Annotated in this window: 4 protein-coding genes and 1 pseudogene; all 5 read left to right on the top strand. The window is 53.1% G+C overall.

The genetic code is table 11. The features are described 5' to 3' along the window. Positions 1-1,469: factor-independent urate hydroxylase (pucL, locus tag AC1DUA_RS23330; protein ID WP_477502041.1), on the top strand; the 1,469-nt coding region annotated here is incomplete at its 5' end. Continuing rightward, on the top strand, positions 1,466-1,822 hold the full coding sequence (gene uraH / locus AC1DUA_RS23335) for a hydroxyisourate hydrolase (RefSeq protein WP_477502042.1): 357 nt from the start codon (positions 1,466-1,468) through the stop codon (positions 1,820-1,822). The genes pucL and uraH, both read left to right, overlap by 4 nt. Before the next feature lie 46 nt (positions 1,823-1,868). Continuing rightward, positions 1,869-3,266, top strand: coding sequence for an allantoinase (locus AC1DUA_RS23340; protein ID WP_477502043.1), 1,398 nt, complete (start codon positions 1,869-1,871; stop codon positions 3,264-3,266). After that, positions 3,259-4,551: a M20 family metallo-hydrolase gene (locus AC1DUA_RS23345; protein ID WP_477502044.1), complete on the top strand. Its 1,293-nt coding sequence runs from the start codon at positions 3,259-3,261 to the stop codon at positions 4,549-4,551. Before AC1DUA_RS23340 ends, AC1DUA_RS23345 begins: the two co-directional genes overlap by 8 nt. Further along, a pseudogene (locus tag AC1DUA_RS23350) lies at positions 4,538-4,879 on the top strand (alanine--glyoxylate aminotransferase family protein); the annotation flags it as partial. The gene AC1DUA_RS23345 and the pseudogene AC1DUA_RS23350, both read left to right, overlap by 14 nt.

Raw genomic sequence — 4,879 nt, forward strand, 5'->3', positions numbered from 1 at the left:
GGGTAGTGGCGCTAACGCTTCAGCAAGTGAATGAACTGACACAGGGAGGGTTCATCGAGGTCATCAGCCCTTTGTTTGAGCACTCCCCTTGGGTAGCGGAGCGGGCGTGGAGCTCCAGGCCTTTTGCAGCAAAACAGGATCTTATCAGCAGTCTGGAAAGGGAAGTGTGGCGTGCGGATCAGGAAGAGCAGCTGGCTCTGTTGCGAGCTCATCCGGACTTGGGAACGCGTGTTCGTATGACGGATCACTCTGTTAATGAACAGGCCGGAGCTGGCCTGAACCAGTTATCACCGGAAGAATATGAGCAGTTTCTTCAGCTTAACAAGCAGTACACAGAGGCTTTTCAGTTTCCGTTCATCATGGCAGTCAAAGGTCAGACCAAAGAGACGATTCGCGAAGCACTGAGCCACCGCATTCATCGAGAAATGAAGGAAGAGATGGGCAAGGCTTTACAGGAGGTTTGCAAAATCGGGCGGTTTCGCCTAGAGGCAGTGTTAGTAGACGAAGCGGAGGGAAAAGCGATGAAGAACGGATCTGAGAGAATCATGTATTACGGAAAAGGCGACGTATGGGTGTACAGGTCCTACGCAAAGCCACTAACCAATCTGACGTTAATACCTGAATCGGGTTTTGTGGGACGAGACAATGTGCTTTTTGGGATGAATATCAAGGTGGCGGTTAGCGGTGAGAAGTTTTTCACTTCTTTTACAGAAGGGGATAACACGATGGTCGTGGCCACGGATTCCATGAAAAACTTCATTCTGCGCAAGGCTGGAGAATATGAAGGCGCAACGGCTGAAGGATTTCTCGCATTCGCAAGCCGTAAGCTGCTAGAGACCTATCCTCAGATGTCAGGTGTTAAAATGACGGCCGACCAAGTTGCTTTTGATGCGCTGCCGGTACCGGGAGCGAATGGCTTCGAGAATGGGAATCTGGTTTACCGGTATTCACAAAATGAGCATCCGACAGCCAGGGTAGAGATCACGAGGACGGAAGATGGCATCAACATTTTGGAGCATGAAGGCGGTATTGCCGATCTGAAGCTAATCAAGGTGAAGGGCAGTTCATTCGCGGGTTTTGTTCGAGATGAGTACACAACACTGCCAGAATCTTATGACCGTCCGCTGTTTATTTTCCTAGATATCGCTTGGAGCTATGAGGAAGTGGAGGATGCGCTGGACTCGGATCTAGGGCGTTATGTGGCTGCTGAGCAAATTCGGGACATCGCCCATACGGTATTTCATGAGCAGCACTCGCCATCGATCCAGAATCTCATCTATCGCATCGGACAGCGCGCATTACTTAGGTTCCCACAGTTAAAAGAGATCCGGTTCGAATCGAATAATCGTACTTGGGAAACGATTCTGGAGCACGCTGCGGCAGGTGATGGCAAGGTGTTCACAGAGCCGAGACCACCGTATGGTTTCCAAGGTTTTTCGATGACAAGACGTGATCTGGAGGGCCTATGAGCGCTGGACTTACAACGCACGTTCTGGATGTTAGCCAAGGCAGACCTGCCAAAGCTGTACGTATCGAGTTGTACCGTCTTCAAGAGGGAAGGGCTGAGCTTCTTAGCGTGGAGATTACGAATGCTGATGGCCGACTGCAGGGGCCGATGCTAAGCGGGGAAGATTTGTTACMTGGAACCTATGAGTTAGTTTTCCATGTTGGTGATTACTTCAGGGAGATGGGTGTCCATCTATCCGATCCTCCTTTTCTGGATCAAGTGCCAATCCGTTTCGGCGTTGCGGCAGCAGGTAGCCATTATCATGTCCCGCTATTAATTGCACCGTGGGGATATAACACATATAGAGGAAGCTAGTTTTGGTAAAAAGCGGCTATAACCACGTCCGAGGGAGGATCTTCGCATGGATGATAAACATTTTGACCTCGTGATTCGCAAAGGTACCGTCGTCCTGATAGATGCTGTGCGGCAAGTAGACATCGGCATTCTAGGAGGCAAGATTGCTGCGCTAGGCGAAAACCTCACATGCTCGGAGCAAACGCCTGTTTATGAGGCGGAACACCTGCATATTCTACCGGGCATGATAGATGCGCACGTGCATTTCAACGAACCAGCGCTTGGTCACTGGGAGGGATTCGCGACAGGCTCGGCGGCTCTGGCAGCAGGCGGATGTACGACATTTATCGATATGCCGCTGAATGGCGTCCCTCCAACTGTAAGGCTCAGCGCACTGGAACAAAAGCTGGAAGCAGCTGAAGGGCACTGCTTGGTTGATTATGCGCTGTGGGGCGGTTTGGTTCCGGGCAATGTCGGGAACCTGCAGGAGCTTGCGGAAGCCGGCGTTATTGGCTTCAAAGCTTTCATGTCCTGCCCTGGAGGAGAAGGGGAAGATATCTTCGCTGAGGTGGACGACGAAACCCTCTATAGAGGGATGCAGGAGATCGCCCGATTAGGGCTTGTGCTCGCTCTTCACGCTGAAAGCGAAGAGATTGTATCCAAGCGAGCCGCTAAGGCTCAGGCGGAAGGCAGACGCGGAGCCCTCGACTTCGTCGCAACGAGGCCGATTGCTGCGGAGCTGGAGGCGGTGAACCGCGCGTTATACTACGCAGAGCAGACGGGCTGCCGATTGCACTTCGTGCATATTTCCAGCGCGGAAGGTGTGCAGGCCATCACGGAGGTGAAGGCCAAGGGGCTGGACGTCACGGTGGAAACGTGCCCGCATTATTTGGCTCTGACCAGCTCGGATTTGGTGCAGCTGGGGCCGGTTGCGAAGTGCGCGCCTCCGCTGCGCACGGCGGAAGATCAAGACCGGCTGTGGGCGGAGCTGATGGCCGGGCGGCTCGATATCCTCGCTTCGGACCATTCCCCATGCCCAACTTCCATGAAGCAGGGGAATTTCTTCGAAGCGTGGGGAGGCATCTCCGGGGCGCAGAGCTCCATGGAGCTGATGCTGGATGAGGGGCATCTTCGCAGAAATGTGCCGCTGCCGGAGCTGACGAGGATGCTTTCGCTTGAGCCTGCCAAGCGTTTTGGCCTGTATCCTCGCAAGGGGGTTATTGCTGTCGGAGCAGATGCCGACTTCGCACTGGTTGATATGAGCAGGGGTTATACCCTGCAGGCGAATGATTTGTTTTACCGCCACAAGCATAGTCCCTATGTGGGGCGGACGTTCGGGTGCCGTGTGAAGGCGACATTTTGCCGTGGAAACAAGGTGTATGAGCTTGGAGAAGGAGTTACAGAGGCGGCTGATGGTACGTGGTTACGTCCTGCCGTGATCGTTGGAGGTGAGGTCGGTGGCTAAAAGGGTACCGAATTCACGCGATCTGCTATCCCAATTCGGAGAGCGGATGCTCGAGGAGCTGGAGGAGCTATCCTCCTATGGGGCTGATGCCGAAGGAGGAGTGACTCGGCTCCTCTATACCGATCCATGGCTGCAGGCGCAGCGAGCGATTGTTAGCAAAATGCAGCAGCTGGGGCTGGAAGCCGGGTTTGATGCGGTTGGCAATGTATTTGGAATATTGCCAGGTAGTCAGCCTGATGCGAAGCCGATATTGACAGGATCGCATATCGATACGGTCAAAAATGGCGGGAAATACGATGGCGCATTCGGCGTCATCGCCTCGATGATGGCACTGGGTTATTTGAAAGCAGCTTACGGGCTACCTAAGCGAACATTAGAAGCCGTCTCGTTCTGCGAAGAAGAGGGGAGCCGCTTCCCGCTGGCCTACTGGGGCTCAGGGCATGTAACAGGCGCAAGATCCTTGCTGCTTGCGGCCGAGATTGCCGATCCCGACGGCGTTACTTTGCTTGAAGCGATGCGGCAAGCAGGCTTTGCTGCCCCAGCGAATGGGCAGCTGTATCCGGCAAAACGCGAATCAATTGGCGGCTATATAGAGATTCATATCGAGCAAGGCTCTATTTTAACCTATAAAAAGAAACAAATTGGCATTGTAACGGCCATCGTTGGCCAAATTCGACTGACCATAGAGGTAACAGGCAGCTCTAATCATGCGGGAACAACGCCGATGAGGATGCGCAAGGATGCGCTCGCCGGAGCTGCAGAAATGGTGGCGATAACGGAGCAGATGGCCCTTGAGGCAGGAGAGCCGCTTGTTGCTACTGTGGGGCGTTTGGAAGTGAAGAGGGGAACCTCGAATGTAGTGCCGGGAGAAGTGGAATTTACGCTTGATATTCGGCATACTGACGAGTTGGAGATGCGTACATTTTGTATAGGATTGCTAACAAAGCTCGAAGAAATCGCATTGCGAAGAGGGCTCACTATAGAAACGGTTCAAAATTTACATGCTTCGCCGGTAGCTATGAAGGAAAGTTTTTCAAACGAAATTGAGGCTGCTTGTGAAGCCGGTGGATATCAGCATATACGGCTGCCGAGCGGCGCAGGACATGATGCTCAGCTGTTCGGACCGATATGTCCGTCGGCGATGATTTTCGTGCCAAGTGTTGGTGGCATAAGCCACAGTCCTGAGGAGTTTACGGAAGCGGACGATCTGATCGCCGGATTCCACACACTGGTTCACGTGTTATACCAATATGGCTATGGGGGGAAAGTGGATGAAATTCTATAAGGACTTGTCGCCCTCGCTGAGGACTATTATGACCCCTGGACCTGTAGAGGTCGACCCCCGGGTGCTTCGTGCGATGTCGTATCCGATTCTGGGGCAGTTCGATCCGGAATTCACGGAACTGATGAATGAAACGATGGAAATGCTTCGCGAAGTGTTTCAAACGAGCAATCAATGGGCTTTTCCAGTAGATGGCACCTCGCGTTCTGGCATTGAGGCCGTACTTGTAAGTGTCATTGAGCCAGGGGATAAGGTGCTTGTTCCTCTTTATGGACGTTTCGGTCATCTGCTTGTGGAAATCTCTGAACGCTGCGGCGCAGAGGTTCTCATG

Source organism: Paenibacillus sp. 01T422, from assembly GCF_056398785.1.